This window comes from Pseudomonas rustica (genome assembly GCF_018336155.1).
Classification (GTDB): Bacteria; Pseudomonadota; Gammaproteobacteria; order Pseudomonadales; family Pseudomonadaceae; genus Aquipseudomonas; species Aquipseudomonas rustica.
Map to the genome: position 1 here is coordinate 35,514 of NZ_JAGYHF010000003.1, position 19,507 is coordinate 55,020.

Sequence of the window (19,507 nt, forward strand, 5' to 3'; positions counted from 1 at the left end):
TTCTGTTTGTCAGCGCCCCTCGAAATCCTTGCGAGCGGTGGTCTTGGGCTGTTTTTTATTGGGAAGCCGTAATGATTGGCATAAAAAGCATTGCGAGCTACGTTCCTGTAGCCGGCGTGGACAATTACGCACAAGGTGCAAAATTCGAAAAGGATGAAGAATTCATCCTTGGCAAAATCGGTTCGGCGTTTCTGCCGCGCAAAGACGCTGATCAAGAAACCTCGGATCTGTGTGTGGAAGCAGCCAATGCGCTGTTTGCCAGCAACCCTGAACTGAAGCGTGAATCGATCGACGCGCTGATTGTCGTCACCCAGAACGGTGACGAAGAAGGCCTGCCGCACACTGCCGCGATCGTCCAGGACAAACTCGGCCTGCCGACCAATGTCGCTGCGTTCGATATTTCCCTGGGTTGCTCCGGTTACGTCTACGGCATCTACGCGATCAAGGGCTTTATGGAAGCCGCCGGCCTGAAGAACGGTCTGCTGATCACCGCTGATCCGTACTCGAAAATCGTCGACCCGGAAGACCGCAACACCACCATGCTGTTTGGCGATGCCGCCACCGCCACGTGGATGGGCGAAGATCCGACCTGGGCGCTGGGCAAGGCCAAGTTCGGCACCGACGGTTCCGGCGCGCCGCACCTGAAAGTCACCGATGGCGTGTTCTTCATGAACGGTCGTCAGGTATTCAACTTTGCGTTGCTGAAAGTCCCGGCGCACTTGCACGAGCTGCTCGACGATTCTGGCCTCAAGGCTGATGACATCGACGCGTTCTGCATTCACCAGGGCAGTGCGGCGATCGTTGATGCCGTGGCGCGACGCTTCGAAGGCGAGCCGGAGAAGTTCATCAAGGACATGGTCGAGACCGGCAACACCGTGTCGTCGAGCATTCCGCTGCTGCTGGAAAAACACGTGATCGATTCCGACTGGCAGCGCATCGCGCTCAGCGGTTTCGGTGTGGGTCTGTCGTGGGGCTCGGCGATTATTTATCGTCCTTGAGCCACACAACGGCCGATACAAAAATAGCGCTCAAGGGTTAACCTTGAGCGCTATTTTTTTGCCTGAAACGGAGTGCGAGGCGTCATGAGCGAGTTTTTCCAGGCCAATGCCGAAGTCCTGCAACGACGCTGGCCGGCGCTGTTCGAGCGCTTGATGGCTGAGGACAGTTCGGCCATTGAGGCTGAGCTGACGCAAGGGCTGGGTTCGACACTGAGCGTCAACGGCATCCAGCTCACCAGCCGTCATGACCGCACGCATGAGGCGCGGATTCAGGCCGCCAGTCTTCCGGACAAAGCCCAACTGCACGTCTACGGCACCGGCCTCGGCGATCTGCCGGGCGTGTTACTGGAGCGCAAAAACCTTGATCGCTTGTACGTGCACATCCTTAATGGCGCGTTGTTTGCGCTGGTGCTGCAACTGCTTGATCAACGCCAGTGGCTGGAAGATCCGCGCGTGGAGCTGTTTTATGCAGGCGATCTTTCCGATATCTGCACGCCGTTTTTTGCCTTGCCAGCCGAGATGCTGCTGGCCGATGACTTCAACGCGAAGATCCGTGATCGGCTGGTCAGCGAGGTGCACCTGAGCTTTAACAATCGCGAATTCGATCCTCAGTCGCCTGTCATTCAGCAGCGCTTGCAAGATTGCTTGCCGGTGCTGCTCGGCGATGATGATGTGGCGCAATTGTTCAATACCTGCGCCGGTCGAGAGGTGTTCGTGATCGGCACCGGGCCGACGCTGGAGAGCCATTTCGAACGGTTGGCGGTGATCCGTCAGCAGGCCGTTCGTCCGCTGTTCATTGCCGTCGACACTGCCTATCGGCCTCTGCGTGAACACGGGATCGCCCCGGACATGGTGGTGAGCATCGATCAGCGCATCGGCTTTCGACATTTGCCGTTTGAAGAGTCCGACGGCATTCCCCTTGTTTATCTGCCAATGAGCGATCCCGAGTTGCTGAAGGCCTGGAAGGGCAAGCGCTATGGTGGTTATTCCGCCAGTCCGGTGTATGCCGGTCTGCGTGAAAAACATCCAAGGGCGCTGCTGCACGTTGGCGGCAGTGTGATCCATCCGGCGGTGGATCTGGCGGTGAAGATGGGCGCGCAGCGCATCACGCTGTTCGGCGCTGACTTCGCGTTTCCCAACAATAAAACCCATGCGGGCTGGAATGACGGCGATCTGGGGCCGGGCGTGAGTCAGGCACGGCACTGGGTGCTGGACGGAAATGGCCAGCGCGTCGCCACGCAGCTCAACTTTCGCGGTTATCTGTGTGTGCTGGAGCGCTACATCGCTGCCCATCCGCACGTGCAGTTCTATAACAGCAGCCGCGCGGGCGCATTGATTGCCGGCACGCAGTTCGATCCGGAGTTCGTGCAATGACAGCGATCGAGAAATGCATGGACGAATGCCGCCAGTGCGCCGGACTGTTTCGTCTGGGCCGTGATGTCGAGGCCGCGCTGGTCATGGTTGACGTGTTCGGAGGCGCGCAGCAGGCGCTCATGTCGGCATCGACCGATGTCCAGCAAGCCTGGGCGACCTTGCTGACGCAAATCCTCGAATGCCAGGAGCGTCAGGACTGGTTGGGCCTCGCTGATTTCATGGAGTACGAACTGATCGAACTGCTACAAAGCACGCAGCGCTGAAGGCGACCAACGGCACTGGCCCGCTGCTTTGCGCGGCAGTCGATTTTATGACGTCATTTTTTCGTGGGCGGGGCGCGGCTAAGCCCTTGTTTTCTCGGGGGTGGCAGGGTGATGGCAAATTTTTTTCAAAAAGCCCTCAAGCAACCTGCAAACCCGACGATAACTATTACGAAGGTTCTCTAGGCCATACCCGGCGGTTGCCAGGGCCGGAAGCCGCAGTACCCAACCAACGAGGAATTCGTCATGGCTTTAACAGTAAACACCAACACCACATCGTTGAACGTTCAGAAAAACCTGAACCGCGCTTCCGACGCTCTGTCGACTTCGATGCAACGTCTGTCTTCCGGCCTGAAAATCAACAGCGCTAAAGATGACGCCGCTGGCCTGCAGATCTCCAACCGTATGTCCTCGCAGATCCGCGGTAACACTCAGGCGATCCAGAACGCCAACGACGGTATCTCCGTAGCTCAGACCGCTGAAGGCGCTCTGCAAGCAACTACCGACATCCTGCAGCGTATGCGTGAACTGGCTGTTAAAGCACGTAACGGTACCAACGGCACTGCTGACCAGACCGCTACCAACTCCGAATTCGCTCAGATGTCCGACGAGATCACCCGTATCTCGGCTTCGACCAACCTGAACGGCAAAAACCTGCTGGACGGTACGGCTGGTACTGTGACCCTGCAAGTAGGCGCGAACACCGGTTCGGCTAACCACATCGACCTGGTACTGACTGGCAAGTTCGACGCAACCAGCCTGTCCGTAAACAGCGGTGCTCTGGCTCTGACCGGTACTTCGGGTACTGGCACTGGTTCCGCTTCGGTGAACATCGACAACGCGATCACCGCAATCGACGCTGCTATCGCTTCGATCGGTGCAACCCGTGCAAACCTGGGTGCTTCGCAAAACCGTCTGACCAGCACCATCTCCAACCTGCAGAACATCACTGAAAACACCACCGCTGCTCAGGGTCGTGTACAGGACACCGACTTCGCCGCAGAAACTGCTAACCTGACCAAGCAGCAAACTCTGCAGCAAGCTTCGACTTCCGTACTGGCTCAAGCCAACCAACTGCCTTCCGCCGTACTGAAGCTGCTTCAGTAATTCCGGATCGAGTTTAAGCGGGGGAGTGCGTTTGTCGTGCTCTCTCGCTTTTTTACGTTAAGAGGTGATGGGCATGGACATGAGCGTAAAGCTTAGCGTGTCTTATCCGGCTCCGAAGCCCGTGGCCCCGGTGCCTGACAAGCCGTCAGAGACGCCAAAGGTTGCCAAGGCTGACGCTCCGGTCGCTGACAAAAGCCAGGATACGGACGATGCCAAGTTGAAGCTGGCGGTGCAGGAGATCGAAAAGTTCGTCCAGTCGATCAAGCGCAATCTGGAGTTCTCGATCGATGAGCATTCTGGAAAGGTTATCGTCAAAGTGATCGCAAGCGAGACGGGTGAAGTCGTTCGACAGATTCCCTCCGCCGAAGCTCTAAAGCTGGCAGACAGCCTGGCCAACGCCAGTCACGTGTTGTTCGACGCCAAAGTCTGATAGCTGGCATGAATCGTGTTTGTTCGTTCTCAGGACGCCGGTAGCGGTCAAAAGAATGGCAACAATCTGAAGGGAGATGCACATGGCAAGTCCAATTTTACCGGGTTCCGGACTGGGTTCCGGCCTGGACATCGGCGCGATCGTTACCGCGCTGGTTAACGCCGACAAGTCTGCCAAGCAGACGCAGATCGACACTCAGACGAAAACCAACTCGCTGAAGATTTCCGGTGTCGGTTCGCTGAAAAGCGCGCTGGCGGCGTTTCAGAAATCGATGACCGACCTCAACAAAGCGTCGAGCCCTGCGTTTGCCGGTTTTACTGCGACCTCCGGTACCCCGACCGTTTTAGGCGTTACGTCCGACAGCACCGCTGTGCCGGGAACCTACAACGTTGTCGTGAAGAGTCTGGCCACCGGTTCGAAAGTAGCCAGTGCCTCTTTCGCTGGCGGTACGACCAGTGCCATTCCGAGTGGTACTCTGAAAATCAGTCAGAATGGCACTGATTATCCTGTGACGATTCCGGCCAATGCCACGCTGCAAAGCACTCGCGACGCGATCAACACCGCGCAGGCGAGCAACGGTATTTCTGCCAACATCGTGACCGACAGCTCCGGCGCTTCGCGTCTGGTGATCAGCTCCAACAAGACCGGCGCAGGTTCCGACCTCAGCGTCAGCGGTATCGCCGGCCTTGAGATTGACGGCACTAAAGTCATGGGTGGAACACCGGCGGCGGGCGATGCCGGATCCGTCAACGGTGTCGCCAAAGACGCCGCCATCACCATCGATGGCTTGGCCGTGACCAGCAAAAGCAACACGGTGACGGGTGCAATCAGTGGTCTGACGCTGAACCTTGCGTCCATGAGCACTGGTGACACACCGACCGTTGTGACGGTTGCCACCAACACCACCGGAATCCAGACTTCGCTTCAGACGTTCGTCGATTCCTACAACACCTTGAAAAAGGCCATCGACACGCTGTCCAAGGCAACACCGGATGCGGACGGTAATCTGACCGTTTCCGCAGCGTTCACCGGTGACTCGCTGCCGCGCTCGCTGATGGCTGACATTCGTGAGCAGTTGACCGAATCTGGCCCGAGTGCGCAACTGACGGTGTTGTCGCAGTTGGGCGTAATGACCGACAGCAAAACCGGTCTGCTGGCACTCGACACCGCTGTGTTCAACAAACGAATGGACACACCGGGCATGGCTGGTCAGGTTCAGCAGATGTTCTCCGGCACCAACGCCACTAACGGTCTGTTGGCGCGCATGAGCAGTGCGGTCGACCCGTACGTCAAGACCGGCGGCCTGCTCGATCAGCGCAGCTCCAACCTGACCAACCTCTCGTCTAGCCTGCAAAAGCAGCAGACGGCGCTGGATTTGCATGTCACCAGCCTGACGGCAACGCTGACCGCAAAATACAACGCGATGGATCTGTTGGTCGGGCAGATGAAAGCAACGGCGAGCAACATCACGTCGTTCTTCAGCTCGCTCAATGCTCAGCAATCCGCGAAGTAACAGGTAAGAACGACAAAAACCCGGCTACGCTTTATCGGCGTGCGCCGGGTTTTTGTCTTTTCATCTAAAGTTTTCAGACTCGTTGGCGATACATTGGTTATACGAGTCATTGTGGCAATGAGGTAGAACATGAATCCGATGTTAGCCCTTCGGCAGTACCAAAAAGTCGGCGCGCACGCCCAAACGTCTGAAGCGAGCCCGCACCGTCTGGTGCAAATGTTGATGGAAGGCGGACTGGCCCGTATCGCGCAGGCGAAAGGTGCCATCGAACGCAAGGACATTCCGGGCAAATGCACTTCGATCGGCAAGGCCATCGGCATCGTCAGTGGCTTGCGCGAAGGTCTGGATCTGGAAAACAGCGCTGATACGCTGGCGGATCTGGACGGCCTGTATATCTACATGATGAAGCGCCTCGCCGAGGCGAACATCAGCAGTGATCCGCGCATTCTCGATGAGGTTGCAGGCCTGCTGAGCACGGTAAAAGAAGGCTGGGATGCCATCGCACCTACGCCTGCTCCGCAGTTCTGAAGGAGATCGTCATGAGTCTTGTATTGCAGCGAATCGCCGACACTCGTCAAGCACTGGTCAGTGCGCTGGCTGATCGTAACTGGGAAGCCGTTGGCGAGCTGGATCTGGCATGTCGCGCCTGCATGGAAGACGTCATGGCGGAAGCTTCGCTGGACGAAGATGCATTGCGCGATAATCTGGAAGAGTTGCTGCACGTTTACCGGCAGCTGCTTGAAGTGGCCATGGGCGAACGCCAGGCGATAGTCGATGAGATGTCGCAGATCACCCAAGCGCGGAACGCGGCAAAGGTTTACCATCTGTTTGGTTAATTAACCTTCAGTTAATCCAGAGATGTGCGCCATAAATTTGACTGTGCACGGTTTTTTGACTTAACTAGTGGCTGTTTTCAGATTTCGGGCGTCTACAGGCACAGAGTGTCCTGCAAGCGTCTCGCTTGCCCCCATTTTCGGGCATTGAGTTGACCAGGGAAGTTGCTATTGCATGTGGCGTGAAACCAAAATTCTGCTGATCGATGACGATAGCGTCCGCCGCCGCGACCTGGCGGTGATTTTAAATTTTCTCGGCGAAGAAAATTTACCCTGCGGCAGCCATGACTGGCAGCAGGCAGTCGGCTCTTTGTCGTCTAGTCGTGAAGTCATTTGCGTACTGATCGGGACGGTTAATGCTCCTGGCGCGCTTTTGGGCTTGTTAAAGACACTCTCAAGCTGGGATGAGTTCCTTCCCGTTTTGCTGATGGGCGATAATTCTTCCGTCGACTTGCCGGAAGACCAGCGCCGCCGGGTGTTGTCGACCCTGGAAATGCCGCCGAGCTACAGCAAATTGCTCGACTCCCTGCACCGTGCCCAGGTCTATCGCGAGATGTACGACCAGGCCCGCGAGCGCGGTCGCCATCGCGAACCCAACCTGTTCCGCAGCCTCGTCGGCACCAGCCGTGCGATTCAGCACGTGCGTCAGATGATGCAGCAAGTTGCCGATACCGACGCCAGCGTGCTGATCCTTGGCGAGTCCGGCACTGGCAAGGAAGTGGTCGCGCGTAACCTGCATTACCATTCCAAGCGTCGCGACGCGCCGTTTGTGCCGGTTAACTGCGGGGCGATCCCGGCCGAGCTGCTCGAAAGCGAATTGTTCGGCCACGAGAAGGGCGCCTTCACCGGCGCGATCACCAGCCGTGCCGGCCGTTTCGAACTGGCCAACGGCGGTACGCTGTTCCTCGACGAAATCGGCGACATGCCGCTGCCGATGCAGGTCAAACTGCTGCGCGTCCTGCAGGAACGCACCTTCGAACGCGTGGGCAGCAACAAGACCCAGAGCGTCGACGTGCGCATCATCGCCGCGACCCACAAGAATCTCGAAAGCATGATCGAGATCGGCACCTTCCGCGAAGATCTCTACTATCGCCTCAACGTGTTCCCGATCGAGATGGCGCCGCTGCGTGAGCGCGTCGAAGACATCCCGCTGCTGATGAACGAACTGATCTCGCGCATGGAACACGAGAAGCGCGGCTCGATCCGTTTCAACTCGGCGGCGATCATGTCGCTGTGCCGTCACGGCTGGCCGGGCAACGTCCGCGAGCTCGCCAACCTCGTTGAGCGCATGGCGATCATGCACCCGTACGGGGTGATCGGCGTGGTCGAGTTGCCGAAGAAATTCCGCTACGTCGACGACGAAGACGAACAACTGGTCGACAGCTTGCGCAGTGATCTCGAAGAGCGCGTGGCCATCAACGGTCATACGCCGGACTTCACCGCCAACGCCTTGCTGCCGCCGGAAGGCCTGGATCTGAAGGACTACCTCGGTGGTCTCGAACAAGGCCTTATTCAGCAAGCGCTGGACGACGCCAATGGCATCGTGGCGCGTGCAGCCGAGCGTCTGCGTATTCGCCGCACCACGCTGGTGGAGAAGATGCGCAAGTACGGCATGAGCCGCCGCGACGGAGACGAACAGGCGGAGGATTGACGCCTGTTTTTCAACTGCTTCATTTATAAGCAGTTTTTTTTAGGCACGGGTATTGCTACATCCCTCGCAACGTTCCGTTTAACTGACGGTCAGCCACGCGAGAGACCACAATGCCCCACGCCGCCCCGATCTCTTCTGCCTCCCGATCCGAGGCATCATCCTCGTCCGTAGAGCAGGCCAGCCGGCAGGGTCTTGAGCAGTCGTTCGCGCTGTTCAATCAGATGTCGAGCCAACTGACCGACTCTTACAGCATGCTTGAAGCGCGGGTCACCGAGCTCAAGGGTGAACTGGCCGTGGTCAGCGCCCAGCGCATGCAGGAACTGGCGGAAAAAGAACGCCTGGCCAACCGTCTGCAAAACCTCCTCGATCTGTTGCCCGGTGGCGTCATTGTGATTGATGGTCATGGCATTGTCGTCGAAGCCAATCCGGCCGCGATCGAGTTGCTCGGCCTGCCGCTGGAAGGCGAATTGTGGCGCCACGTCATCGCCCGCTGCTTCGCGCCGCGTGAAGACGATGGCCATGAAATTTCCCTGAAAAACGGTCGACGCCTGTCGATTGCCACCCGCTCGCTGGATGCCGAGCCGGGGCAATTGGTGCTGCTCAACGATTTGACCGAAACCCGTCATCTGCAAGATCAACTGGCGCGCCACGAGCGCTTGTCGTCGTTGGGGCGCATGGTCGCTTCGCTGGCCCATCAGATCCGTACGCCGTTGTCTGCGGCTTTGCTGTACGCCAGTCATTTGACTGAGCAGGAATTGCCGGTCGCCACTCAACAACGTTTCGCCGGGCGCCTGAAAGAACGCCTGCACGAGCTGGAGCACCAAGTGCGCGACATGCTGGTGTTCGCCCGTGGCGAGCTGCCGCTGACCGATCGCCTGACGCCGAATGCCCTGATGCAATCGCTGCAAGCCGCCGCGCTGACCCATGTGCAGGATCTGCCGATCCGTTGGCAGTGCGACAGTCATGCTGGCGAGTTGCTGTGCAACCGCGACACGCTGGTCGGCGCGCTGCTGAATCTGATCGAAAACGCCATTCAGGCCAGTCCCGGTGACGTGCGCCTGAAAGTGCATTGCTACAACCGCGACAACACGTTGCGCATCAGCGTCAGTGACAGCGGCAGCGGCATCGAACCCGCCGTTCTGGCGCGCCTCGGCGAACCGTTTTTCACCACCAAAGTGACCGGCACTGGCCTCGGCCTGACCGTGGTCAAGGCGGTCGCCCGTGCGCATCAGGGAGAATTGCAGCTGCGCTCGCGAGTCGGGCGCGGCACGTGCGCGCAGGTGATCCTGCCGCTGTTTTCCGCTGTACAAGGAGCTGAGTGATCGCCATGGGCATCAAGGTTTTGCTGGTCGAGGACGATCGTTCGTTGCGCGAAGCGCTGGCCGACACGCTGTTGCTGGCCGGGCATGATTACCATGCGGTCGGCAGCGCGGAAGAAGCGTTGACGGCGGTGGCGCGTGAAGCGTTCAGTCTGGTGGTCAGCGACGTCAATATGCCCGGCATGGATGGTCATCAATTGCTCGCGCTGCTGCGCTCGCGCCAACCGCAATTGCCGGTGTTGCTGATGACTGCCCATGGCGCAGTCGAGCGCGCAGTCGATGCGATGCGTCAGGGCGCGGCGGATTATCTGGTCAAACCGTTTGAGCCCAAGGCCTTGCTCGATCTGGTCGCGCGTCATGCGCTGGGCAATCTCGGCGCGTGCGAAAGCGAAGGACCGATTGCGGTCGAACCGGCCAGCGCCCAGCTTCTTGAATTGGCGGCACGCGTCGCGCGCAGCGATTCCACGGTGCTGATCTCCGGCGAGTCCGGCACCGGCAAGGAAGTGCTGGCGCGCTACATTCACCAGCAATCCCATCGCGCCAATCAACCGTTCATTGCGATCAACTGCGCGGCGATTCCGGACAACATGCTCGAAGCGACATTATTCGGGCACGAGAAAGGCTCGTTCACCGGCGCCATTGCTGCTCAGGCCGGCAAGTTTGAACAGGCAGATGGCGGCACGATTCTGCTCGACGAAATCTCCGAAATGCCGCTGGGCCTGCAAGCCAAACTGCTGCGCGTCCTGCAAGAGCGCGAAGTCGAGCGCGTTGGCGCGCGCAAGCCGATCACCCTGGATATTCGCGTGGTCGCCACCACTAACCGTGATCTGGCCGGTGAAGTGGCGGCGGGACGTTTCCGTGAAGACTTGTTCTATCGGCTGTCGGTTTTTCCGTTGGCCTGGCGGCCGTTGCGCGAGCGCACCGCCGACATCCTGCCGCTGGCCGAGCGTCTGCTGGCCAAACACGTCAATAAAATGAAACACGCGGCGGCGAAACTCTCGCCCGAGGCACAGGCGTGCCTGACCGGTTACCCGTGGCCGGGCAATGTCCGTGAGCTGGATAACGCCATTCAGCGCGCCTTGATTCTGCAGCAGGGCGGGTTGATTCAGCCGCAGGATTTCTGCCTGTCCGGCCCGGTGATGTTTGCCACATTGCCGACGCCAGCGCCCGCTGCGCCGGTGATTCGTGAAGTCGAGATCGAGGCGGATTCTGCCGGTGCCTTGGGCGATGACCTGCGCCGCCGGGAGTTTCAGATGATCATCGACACCCTGCGCAGCGAACGTGGCCGGCGCAAAGAGGCGGCGGAAAAGCTCGGCATCAGCCCGCGCACCCTGCGCTACAAACTGGCGCAAATGCGTGATGCCGGGATGGACGTCGAAGCGTACTTATTCGCCACCTGAAACCACCGCAGATCCATTGTGGGAGGGGGCTTGCTCCCGAAGGCGGCGTGTCGGTTGCATAAATATCGACTGACACGCCGTCTTCGGGAGCAAGCCCCCTCCCACAGTGATTTGCGGTGGCTTCGCTGTTCGCGCGGTGCCCCGATTGGCTTTTGTGGAAGAAGTCCGCCGAGCTGGCACCCTTGTTGCTAATACCTGTGTACCCGCCGAGTGAGTGTCAAAAAATTGCGGGCCGCCCAAGAGAGTAGACCATGAGCCAAGGTATTGAATTTAATCGGTTGATGATGGACATGAAGGCCATGAAAATGGACGCCATGTCTTCGCCGAAGACCACTTCCGCCGTGCCGGAAATGGCTGGCAGCAGCTTTTCCGACATGCTCGGTCAGGCCATCAACAAAGTCAGCGATACCCAGCAGGCGTCCACTCAGTTGGCCAATGCTTTCGAAGTCGGCAAGACCGGCGTTGACCTGACTGACGTGATGATCGCTTCGCAAAAAGCCAGCGTGTCGTTCCAGGCTCTGACCCAGGTGCGCAACAAACTGGTTCAGGCGTATCAAGACATCATGCAGATGCCGGTTTAAGGACGAGATTGAGTCATGGCAGAAGCAGTCGCCGATAACGTTCCGGCCAAGGCCACCCCGATAGACGGCAAACCGCCGTTGTTCGGCTTGTCCTTCCTGGAAAACCTCTCCGAGATGACCATGCTGCGTCAGGTGGGCCTGTTGGTCGGCCTGGCAGCGAGCGTGGCGATTGGCTTCGCCGTGGTGCTGTGGTCGCAGCAGCCGGATTACCGTCCGTTGTACGGCAGCCTTGCCGGCATGGACGCCAAGCAGGTCATGGACACCCTGGCCGCCGCTGACATTCCTTACAACGTCGAACCGAACTCCGGCGCCTTGCTGGTCAAGGCCGAAGACCTGTCCCGTGCGCGGATGAAACTCGCTGCCGCTGGTGTCACTCCCAGCGACGGCAATATCGGTTTCGAAATCCTCGACAAGGAACAGGGTCTGGGCACCAGCCAGTTCATGGAAGCGACCCGTTATCGTCGCGGCCTCGAAGGCGAACTGGCACGCACCATTTCCAGCCTGAACAACGTCAAGGGTGCCCGCGTGCACCTGGCGATTCCGAAAAGCTCGGTGTTCGTCCGTGATGAACGCAAGCCAAGCGCTTCGGTTCTGGTCGAGCTGTACTCCGGTCGTTCGCTGGAGCCGGGTCAGGTGATTGCGATCATCAACCTGGTCGCGACTTCCGTTCCCGAGTTGAGCAAATCGCAGATCACCGTCGTTGACCAGAAGGGCACCTTGCTCTCGGATCAGGCGGAAAACTCCGAAATGACCATGGCCGGCAAGCAGTTCGATTACAGCCGCCGCATGGAAAGCATGCTCACCCAGCGCGTACACAACATTCTGCAACCGGTGCTGGGCAACGATCGCTACAAGGCTGAAGTCTCGGCCGATATCGATTTCAATGCCGTCGAATCCACCGCCGAGCAGTTCAACCCGGATCAACCGGCGTTGCGCAGCGAGCAGTCGGTCAACGAACAACGTACCGCCAGCAATGGCCCGCAAGGTGTGCCGGGTGCCTTGAGCAACCAGCCGCCGTCGCCAGCCTCGGCACCGCAGACCACCGCCAATGCCGCCGCGCCGGCTGCCATGGTGCAACCGGGTCAGCCACTGGTGGATGCCAACGGTCAGCAGATCATGGATCCGGCCACCGGCCAGCCAATGCTCGCGCCATACCCGGCAGACAAGCGTCAACAATCCACCAAGAACTTCGAGCTCGACCGTTCGATCAGCCACACCAAACAGCAGCAGGGTCGCCTGAATCGTCTGTCGGTGTCAGTGGTGGTCGACGATCAGGTCAAGGTCAACGCGGCCAACGGTGAAACCACCCGCGCGCCGTGGACCGCCGACGAATTGGCGCGCTTCACCCGTCTGGTGCAGGACGCCGTCGGTTTCGACGCCAGCCGTGGCGACAGCGTCAGCGTGATCAACATGCCGTTCTCCGCTGAACGCGGTGAAGTGATTGCCGACATTCCGTTCTACTCTCAGCCATGGTTCTGGGACATCGTCAAACAAGTGCTGGGCGTGTTGTTCATCCTCGTGCTGGTGTTCGGCGTGCTGCGTCCAGTGCTCAACAACATCACCAACGGCGGCCGCAGCAAAGAGCTGGCGCTGGGCAGCGATGTCGAGCTCGGTGGCATGGGCGGTCTGGATGGCGAACTGGCCAACGACCGCGTCAGCCTCGGTGGTCCGCAATCCATTCTGCTGCCTAGCCCGAGCGAGGGTTATGACGCGCAGCTGAATGCAATCAAGAGTCTGGTGGCAGAAGACCCGGGTCGCGTGGCCCAGGTCGTGAAAGAGTGGATTAACGCAGATGAGTGATAACCGAGCCGCCAGCGTCAAACTGAACAAGGTCGACAAAGCCGCGATTCTGCTGCTGTCCCTGGGTTCGACCGATGCCGCACAAGTGTTGCGCCACATGGGTCCGAAAGAGGTTCAGCGGGTTGGCGTGGCCATGGCGCAGATGGGCAACGTCCATCGCGAGCAGGTCGAACAAGTGATGAGCGAGTTCGTCGACATCGTCGGCGACCAGACCAGTCTCGGCGTCGGCTCCGACGACTACGTGCGCAAAATGCTCACGCAAGCCTTGGGCGAAGACAAGGCCAACGGCCTGATCGACCGCATCCTGCTCGGTGGCAACACCAGCGGCCTCGACAGCCTGAAGTGGATGGAGCCGCGCGCCGTTGCTGACGTGATCCGCTACGAACACCCGCAGATTCAAGCGATCGTGGTGGCCTACCTCGACCCCGATCAGGCCGGTGAAGTGCTTGGCAACTTCGACCACAAAGTGCGTCTGGACATCATCCTGCGCGTGTCGTCGTTGAACACCGTGCAGCCAGCGGCATTGAAAGAGCTGAACCAGATTCTCGAGAAGCAGTTCTCCGGCAACTCGAATGCCTCGCGCACCACCCTGGGTGGCATCAAGCGTGCGGCGGACATCATGAACTTCCTCGACAGCTCGATCGAAGGCCAGCTCATGGACTCGATCCGCGAAGTCGACGAAGACTTGTCCGGTCAGATCGAAGACCTCATGTTCGTGTTCAACAACCTCGCCGATGTCGACGACCGTGGCATTCAGGCGTTGCTACGCGAAGTGTCTTCCGACGTGCTGGTGCTGGCCCTCAAGGGTTCGGACGAAGGCGTCAAAGAAAAGATCTTCAAGAACATGTCCAAGCGTGCCGCCGAATTGCTGCGCGACGACCTCGAAGCCAAAGGCCCGGTGCGCGTCAGCGACGTCGAAACCGCACAGAAAGAAATCCTCACCATCGCCCGCCGTATGGCCGAAGCCGGAGAAATCGTCCTCGGTGGCAAGGGCGGCGAGGAAATGATCTAAGCCCATGGACAAGCATGACGAGTCTGTGACGGATCTGATCCGCGCCCGCGATGTTCGTGGTTTCGAATCCTGGGCGCTGCCGAGCTTCGACCCGCCAAAACCGGAACCCGAGCCAGAGCCCGAGCCTGAACCGCCGGAAATGGAAGAAGTGCCGCTGGACGAAGTCCAGCCACTGACCCTGGAAGAACTCGAAAGCATCCGTCAGGAGGCTTACAACGAGGGCTTTGCCATTGGCGAAAAGGAAGGTTTCCACAGCGCCACCCTCAAGGTGCGTCAGGAAGCCGAGGTCGCTCTGGCCGCCAAACTCGCCAGCCTTGAGCAGTTGATGGCCAACCTGTTCGAGCCGATCGCCGAGCAGGACACGCAGATCGAAAAGTCGCTGGTCGACCTCGTGCAACACATCACCAAACAGGTGATTCAGCGCGAACTGGCCATCGATTCGACTCAGATCGAACACGTCATGCGCGACGCCCTCAAGCTGTTGCCGCTGGGCGTCGACAACGTGCGTCTGTACGTCAATCCGCAGGACTTCGAGCAGGCCAAAGCCCTGCGCGAACGTCATGAAGAAACCTGGCGCATCGTTGAAGACGAAGCGCTGCTGCCGGGCGGTTGCCGGGTCGAAACCGCGCACAGCCGCATCGACGCGAGCATCGAAACCCGCGTCGGTCAGGTCATGGCCAAACTGTTCGATCAGTTGCACGAACAGGCGTTGCACCCGGCAGACGCGGATCTGAGCCTGGATATTCCCGAAGACGTAAAACCGGCGGCCACTGCTGAAGAGCCGCTCGCGGACGTCCCCGATGCGCCTTGAACGCACCAGTTTCGCCAAGCGCCTGAGCAGCTATGCCGAGGCCGTCGAAATTGCCGGGGCGCCGATTCTTGAAGGTCGCCTGCTGCGCATGGTCGGCCTCACCCTCGAAGCCGAAGGCCTGCGCGCCGCCATGGGCACGCGCTGCCTGGTGATCAACGACGACAGCTATCACCCCTCGCAGGTGGAAGCGGAAGTCATGGGTTTCTCCGGTAGCAAAGTTTTTCTGATGCCGGTCGGCAGTGTCGCCGGCATCGCCCCGGGCGCCCGCGTGGTGCCGCTCGCCGACACCGGACGTTTGCCGATGGGCATGAGCATGCTCGGTCGCGTGCTGGATGGCGCCGGTCGTGCGCTGGACGGCAAGGGCGGCATGAAAGCCGAAGACTGGGTGCCGATGGACGGCCCGACGATCAACCCGCTCAACCGTGACCCGATCAGCGAACCGCTGGACGTCGGCATTCGTTGCATCAACGGTTTGCTGACGGTGGGGCGTGGTCAGCGTCTCGGTCTGTTCGCCGGTACTGGTGTTGGTAAATCCGTGCTGCTGGGCATGATGACCCGCTTCACCGAAGCCGACATTATCGTCGTCGGGCTGATCGGTGAGCGCGGTCGAGAAGTTAAGGAATTCATCGAGCACAGCCTCGGTGAAGAAGGTCTCAAGCGCTCGGTAGTCGTCGCCTCTCCGGCGGACGATGCGCCGCTGATGCGTCTGCGCGCGGCGATGTACTGCACGCGCATCGCCGAGTATTTTCGCGACAAGGGCAAGAACGTCCTGCTGCTGATGGATTCGCTGACCCGTTTCGCTCAGGCCCAGCGGGAAATCGCTCTGGCCATCGGCGAGCCGCCAGCGACCAAGGGTTATCCGCCATCGGTGTTCGCCAAGCTGCCGAAACTGGTGGAGCGCGCCGGTAATGCGGAGAAGGGCGGGGGTTCGATTACCGCGTTCTACACTGTGTTGTCGGAAGGCGATGACCAGCAGGATCCGATTGCCGACTCGGCGCGAGGCGTGCTCGACGGCCACATCGTGTTGTCGCGGCGTCTGGCCGAGGAAGGTCATTACCCGGCCATCGATATCGAAGCGTCGATCAGCCGGGTGATGCCGGCCGTGGTCTCGGTTGAGCACATGCAGCGTGCGCAGTATTTCAAGCAGTTGTGGTCGCGCTATCAGCAGAGCCGCGACTTGATCAGCGTGGGTGCCTACGTTGCCGGTGGCGATCGCGAAACCGATCTGGCGATCTCCCTGCACCCGCAGTTGGTGCGCTACCAGCGTCAGGGGCTCAACGACAAAATCAACATGGGTGAAAGCCAGGCCTACCTGGAAACCCTGTTCGCCCCAGCGGCGGGCGGGTAACCGGTCATGGCTGCCGTCAGTCGAGCCGCGCGTCTGGCGCCGGTGGTGGACATGGCTGAAAAAGCCGAGAAAACCGCCGTGCAGCGCCTCGGTTACTTTCAGGGCCAGGTGAAGGTGGCCGAAAGCAAACTCGCCGACCTTAATGCCTTTCGTCTGGATTATTCCGAGCAGTGGATCGTGCGCGGCAGCACTGGCGTGACCGGGCAGTGGTTGCTGGGTTTTCAGGGGTTTCTGGCGCAACTCGACACGGCTGTTGATCAGCAGCGGCAGAGTCTGAACTGGCACCAGAACAATCTGGATAAGGCGCGCGAGGCCTGGCAACAGGCGTTTGCCAAGGTCGAAGGCTTGCGCAAACTGGTGCAGCGCTACCGCGAAGAAGCCCAGCGGCTTGAAGACAAGCGCGAGCAGAAATTGCTCGACGAATTGTCGCAGCGCCTGCCACGGCATGAACCCTTCTAAAGATGTACTCAATCCCCTGTGGGAGCGGGCTTGCTCGCGAAAGCGGTGTTTCAGTGACATTTTCATTAACTGACACTCCGCTTTCGCGAGCAAGCCCGCTCCCACATTTGTTCCTGCGTCGCGCCTTGCCCCGAGGTCAGTCAGATGCTAAACCTTGTACACGTTCGTCAATGACAAGGAAGCCAGTCAATGTCAGTCGTTGCAGAAGTCTCACCGGATGGGAAAAAGCTCAGAATCTCGGTCAAAGGCCGATTCGATTTCGGCAAACATCAGGAATTTCGCAATTCCTATGAACGGGTCGACCCCGAGCCAAACTCCTACGAGCTGGATCTGAAAGAGACCACTTATCTGGACAGTTCCGCGCTCGGGATGCTGCTGCTCCTGCGTGATCACGCGGGAGGTGATGATTCGGATATTCGGGTGGTCAACCCCAACTCCGACGTGCGCAAAATCCTCGCCATCTCCAATTTCGACAAACTCTTCGACATCACGTGACGGCCATGCAGGCGCAAGAGCCTCTGACCATCCTGATCGCCGAAGACAGCGCCGCCGATCGCCTGTTGTTGTCGACCATCGTCCGCCGTCAAGGCCACGAAGTGCTGGCGGCCGCAAACGGTGCCGAAGCCGTCGAATTGTTCCGTCAGCAGCAGCCACAACTGGTGCTGATGGACGCGATGATGCCGGTGATGGACGGCTTCGAAGCGGCGCGGCAGATCAAACTGCTGGCGGGCGAAACGCTGGTGCCGATCATCTTCCTGACCTCGCTCAGCGAAAGTGAAGCACTGGTGCGTTGCCTGGAGGCGGGCGGCGACGACTTTCTGGCGAAGCCCTACAACCAGATCATCCTTGCCGCCAAAATCAAGGCGATGGATCGCTTGCGCCGCCTGCAAGACACCGTGCTGCAGCAACGCGACCTGATCGCCAAACACCACGATTACCTGCTCAACGAACAGCGCGTGGCCAAAGCGGTGTTCGACAAGGTCGCGCACTCCGGTTGTCTCAGCGCGCCGAACATTCGCTACCTGCAATCGCCTTACGCGCTGTTCAACGGCGACCTGCTGCTGGCGGCGTATACGCCGGCGGGCGACATGCATGTGCTGCTCGGCGATTTCACCGGCCATGGGTTGCCGGCAGCGGTGGGCGCTATGCCGCTTGCCGAAGTGTTTTACGGGATGACCGCCAAGGGCTACGGCCTGGCGGAAACCCTGCGCGAGATGAACGCCAAGCTCAAACGTATCCTGCCGGTCGACATGTTCTGTTGCGCCACGTTGCTGTGCCTGAGTTCGCTGCGGCGCTCGGTGGAAGTGTGGAACGGCGGCATGCCTGACGGTTATCTGCACAGGCTCGCGACGGGTGAGCGGGTTCCGCTGAAAGCACGGCATTTACCGCTCGGCGTGTTGAGCGCGCAGGCCTTTGATGACAGCACCGAAGTGCATGCGATGGCCGTCGATGATCGGGTGTTTCTGCTGTCCGACGGCGTCATCGATACCAGCGATGCCAATGATCAGCTGTTCGGTGTCGAGCGCTTGCAGCAAGTGTTTGCCGCCAATCGTGAGCCTGACCGGTTGTTCGAGGACATCGAGCAGGCGCTGCGGGATTTTCGTGGCGAGGCGCGCGACGATGTCAGCATGGTTGAAGTCAGCCTGCTTGCGCCGGCGCAGCTCAAACCAACGGCTCCGGTGTATTCCGACAGCGGCCAGTCATGCCCGCTCGATTGGTCAGTGAGTTTCGAGTTTCGCGGTGCCACGCTCAAGCGCTTCAACCCTTTGCCGTACCTGTTGCAGTTGCTGCTGGAAGTGCATGGCCTGCGCGGGCAGAGCGGCGCGTTGTACAGCGTGCTCGCCGAGTTGTATTCCAATGCGCTGGAACATGGCGTGCTCGGTCTCGATTCCAGTCTCAAGCGCGATGCGGCGGGGTTCGCGCGCTATTACGAACAACGCAATACGCGGCTGGAAGCGTTGCAGGACGGCTACGTGCGCGTGCATTTGCAGATCACGCCGCAAGAGCAGGGCGGTTGTCTGGTGATTCGCGTTGAGGACAGCGGCAAGGGTTTTGATGTGGCGCGGGTGATGGAGCGGCCGCTGGAAAATGTCCGTTTGTCGGGACGTGGGGTCAGCCTGGTGCGGCAACTGGGGCGTAACGCCAGTTGGTCGGACGAAGGTCGTAGTGCCCGCGTGGAGTTTTTCTGGGAGGTTCAGGCATAATCCGCGCAATTCTTGATCAAGGAGTGAACAAGTGACTGACCCACATGTGGATCGCGACGTACTCGATACTTTGCGTGACGTCATGGAGGAAAACTATCCGGATTTGCTGGATACCTTCCTGACGGATTCCGAAAGTCGCTTGCAGGAGCTGCAAGCGACCGCCGATGCCGAAAAGCTGTCGGAGGTCGCTCACAGCTTGAAGGGCAGCGCGAGCAACATGGGCGCTGTTCGCCTGGCCGAGTTGTGCCAGGCGCTGGAGTCGGACGCCAGACACAAAAGTCCCGCTGAAATCGTCAAACTGGTCGCTGAAATCAGCCTCGAATTTGATGGCGTTCGCCCGGTTTACGAAAGCGAACGGCAGCACACGCATACTCATTGAACCGGCCGCCGGACGCTTTTCTCAAGCG

The 19,507-nt window shown here is 59.6% G+C and carries 20 protein-coding genes; all 20 read left to right on the forward strand.

The genetic code is table 11. The features are described from left to right. The first annotated feature begins 71 nt into the window (after nt 1-71). The 20 genes from KFS80_RS05755 to KFS80_RS05850 all read left to right on the forward strand — a co-directional run bounded on the left by KFS80_RS05755 (nt 72) and on the right by KFS80_RS05850 (nt 19,479). The gene (locus KFS80_RS05755) at nt 72-998 is read left to right on the forward strand and encodes a ketoacyl-ACP synthase III (RefSeq protein ID WP_053118335.1); all 927 of its coding nucleotides are present in this window, start codon (nt 72-74) and stop codon (nt 996-998) included. Nucleotides 999-1,082: 84 nt separating this feature from the next. Further along, nucleotides 1,083-2,372 carry a motility associated factor glycosyltransferase family protein gene (locus tag KFS80_RS05760; protein WP_212544225.1) on the forward strand — a complete coding sequence of 430 codons (1,290 nt, stop codon included), beginning with the start codon at nt 1,083-1,085 and terminating at the stop codon, nt 2,370-2,372. Continuing rightward, nucleotides 2,369-2,635, forward strand: coding sequence for a hypothetical protein (locus KFS80_RS05765; protein WP_159812630.1), 267 nt, complete (start codon nt 2,369-2,371; stop codon nt 2,633-2,635). Before KFS80_RS05760 ends, KFS80_RS05765 begins: the two co-directional genes overlap by 4 nt. Before the next feature lie 243 nt (nt 2,636-2,878). After that, the gene (locus KFS80_RS05770; protein ID WP_212544226.1) at nt 2,879-3,739 is read left to right on the forward strand and encodes a flagellin domain-containing protein; all 861 of its coding nucleotides are present in this window, start codon (nt 2,879-2,881) and stop codon (nt 3,737-3,739) included. A gap of 73 nt (nt 3,740-3,812) precedes the next feature. Continuing rightward, a complete protein-coding gene (locus KFS80_RS05775; RefSeq protein ID WP_159812634.1) occupies nt 3,813-4,169 on the forward strand; it encodes a flagellar protein FlaG in 357 nt (118 codons plus the stop codon). A gap of 82 nt (nt 4,170-4,251) precedes the next feature. Then, nucleotides 4,252-5,682, forward strand: a complete 1,431-nt coding sequence (gene fliD, locus KFS80_RS05780; protein ID WP_159812636.1) for a flagellar filament capping protein FliD — start codon at nt 4,252-4,254, stop codon at nt 5,680-5,682. A gap of 129 nt (nt 5,683-5,811) precedes the next feature. After that, nucleotides 5,812-6,210: a flagellar export chaperone FliS gene (gene fliS / locus KFS80_RS05785; RefSeq protein ID WP_159812638.1), complete on the forward strand. Its 399-nt coding sequence runs from the start codon at nt 5,812-5,814 to the stop codon at nt 6,208-6,210. Nucleotides 6,211-6,221: 11 nt separating this feature from the next. Continuing rightward, nucleotides 6,222-6,518 (forward strand): flagellar protein FliT, encoded by a 297-nt coding sequence (fliT, locus tag KFS80_RS05790; RefSeq protein WP_212544227.1) that lies wholly within the window; start codon nt 6,222-6,224, stop codon nt 6,516-6,518. Nucleotides 6,519-6,690: 172 nt separating this feature from the next. Next, complete coding sequence (locus KFS80_RS05795) at nt 6,691-8,166, forward strand: sigma-54 dependent transcriptional regulator (RefSeq protein ID WP_053118349.1); 1,476 nt, start codon at nt 6,691-6,693, stop codon at nt 8,164-8,166. A gap of 110 nt (nt 8,167-8,276) precedes the next feature. Then, a complete protein-coding gene (locus tag KFS80_RS05800; protein ID WP_218959205.1) occupies nt 8,277-9,488 on the forward strand; it encodes a sensor histidine kinase in 1,212 nt (403 codons plus the stop codon). A gap of 5 nt (nt 9,489-9,493) precedes the next feature. After that, nucleotides 9,494-10,885 carry a sigma-54-dependent transcriptional regulator gene (locus tag KFS80_RS05805; protein ID WP_212544433.1) on the forward strand — a complete coding sequence of 464 codons (1,392 nt, stop codon included), beginning with the start codon at nt 9,494-9,496 and terminating at the stop codon, nt 10,883-10,885. A 251-nt stretch (nt 10,886-11,136) separates the two neighbouring features. After that, nucleotides 11,137-11,466, forward strand: coding sequence for a flagellar hook-basal body complex protein FliE (gene fliE / locus KFS80_RS05810; protein ID WP_053118352.1), 330 nt, complete (start codon nt 11,137-11,139; stop codon nt 11,464-11,466). 15 nt (nt 11,467-11,481) lie between these two features. Beyond that, nucleotides 11,482-13,266 carry a flagellar basal-body MS-ring/collar protein FliF gene (gene fliF, locus KFS80_RS05815; RefSeq protein ID WP_053118354.1) on the forward strand — a complete coding sequence of 595 codons (1,785 nt, stop codon included), beginning with the start codon at nt 11,482-11,484 and terminating at the stop codon, nt 13,264-13,266. Then, nucleotides 13,259-14,278, forward strand: coding sequence for a flagellar motor switch protein FliG (gene fliG / locus KFS80_RS05820; RefSeq protein ID WP_053118356.1), 1,020 nt, complete (start codon nt 13,259-13,261; stop codon nt 14,276-14,278). The genes fliF and fliG overlap by 8 nt, the downstream gene beginning before the upstream one ends. Nucleotides 14,279-14,282: 4 nt before the next feature. Beyond that, complete coding sequence (gene fliH / locus KFS80_RS05825) at nt 14,283-15,089, forward strand: flagellar assembly protein FliH (protein ID WP_212544228.1); 807 nt, start codon at nt 14,283-14,285, stop codon at nt 15,087-15,089. Further along, on the forward strand, nt 15,079-16,437 hold the full coding sequence (gene fliI / locus KFS80_RS05830) for a flagellar protein export ATPase FliI (protein WP_212544229.1): 1,359 nt from the start codon (nt 15,079-15,081) through the stop codon (nt 16,435-16,437). The genes fliH and fliI overlap by 11 nt, the downstream gene beginning before the upstream one ends. Nucleotides 16,438-16,443: 6 nt before the next feature. Then, nucleotides 16,444-16,896, forward strand: coding sequence for a flagellar export protein FliJ (fliJ, locus tag KFS80_RS05835; RefSeq protein ID WP_053118362.1), 453 nt, complete (start codon nt 16,444-16,446; stop codon nt 16,894-16,896). Nucleotides 16,897-17,085: 189 nt separating this feature from the next. After that, nucleotides 17,086-17,391 carry an STAS domain-containing protein gene (locus tag KFS80_RS05840; protein ID WP_159812646.1) on the forward strand — a complete coding sequence of 102 codons (306 nt, stop codon included), beginning with the start codon at nt 17,086-17,088 and terminating at the stop codon, nt 17,389-17,391. Nucleotides 17,392-17,396: 5 nt separating this feature from the next. After that, nucleotides 17,397-19,100 (forward strand): ATP-binding SpoIIE family protein phosphatase, encoded by a 1,704-nt coding sequence (locus tag KFS80_RS05845; RefSeq protein ID WP_212544230.1) that lies wholly within the window; start codon nt 17,397-17,399, stop codon nt 19,098-19,100. Nucleotides 19,101-19,131: 31 nt separating this feature from the next. Continuing rightward, nucleotides 19,132-19,479, forward strand: a complete 348-nt coding sequence (locus tag KFS80_RS05850) for an Hpt domain-containing protein (RefSeq protein WP_053118368.1) — start codon at nt 19,132-19,134, stop codon at nt 19,477-19,479. Nucleotides 19,480-19,507: the final 28 nt, after the last annotated feature.